Source organism: Streptomyces griseus (assembly GCF_001715295.1).
GTDB classification, from domain to species: domain Bacteria; phylum Actinomycetota; class Actinomycetes; order Streptomycetales; family Streptomycetaceae; genus Streptomyces; species Streptomyces griseus_G.
This window is the reverse complement of the sequence record NZ_MDKB01000010.1, coordinates 1-362: the sequence shown is the minus strand read 5'-3', so window position 1 is coordinate 362 and position 362 is coordinate 1. Positions and strand designations below refer to the sequence as shown.

Sequence of the window (362 nt, the reverse complement as noted above, 5' to 3'; positions counted from 1 at the left end):
AACAGGCCGCGCCCGCCCTCGTCCGTCTCCCGGGCCCGGCGCTGCCGGGGCAGCTGCGGGGAGTCGTCGCCCACCTCGCAGCGCAGCGTGTCCGTGCGCAGCAGCCGCAGGGTCACCGGCCGCTCCGCGTACCGCACGGCGTTGGTCACCACCTCGCTGACGAGCAGCTCCATCTCGTCCGAGAGGTCGTCCAGCCCCCACCGGTCGAGTGCCCTGCGGGCGAGCCGGCGGGCCCGCCCCGGGGCGGCGTCCTCCGGATCCAGGGACCAGTAGGCGACATCGCTCGGCGCGATCCCGTCGAACCGGGCGGCCAGCAGCGCGATGTCGTCGTCCCGGTCACCGGGGCCGAGCATGTCCAGCAC

At 75.7% G+C, this 362-nt stretch carries 1 protein-coding gene; it reads right to left on the bottom strand.

The annotated features are described in order from the left end of the window. Positions 1-362 (bottom strand): ATP-binding protein (locus BA175_RS29075; RefSeq protein ID WP_139131423.1); only part of this gene is annotated, 362 nt, incomplete at both ends.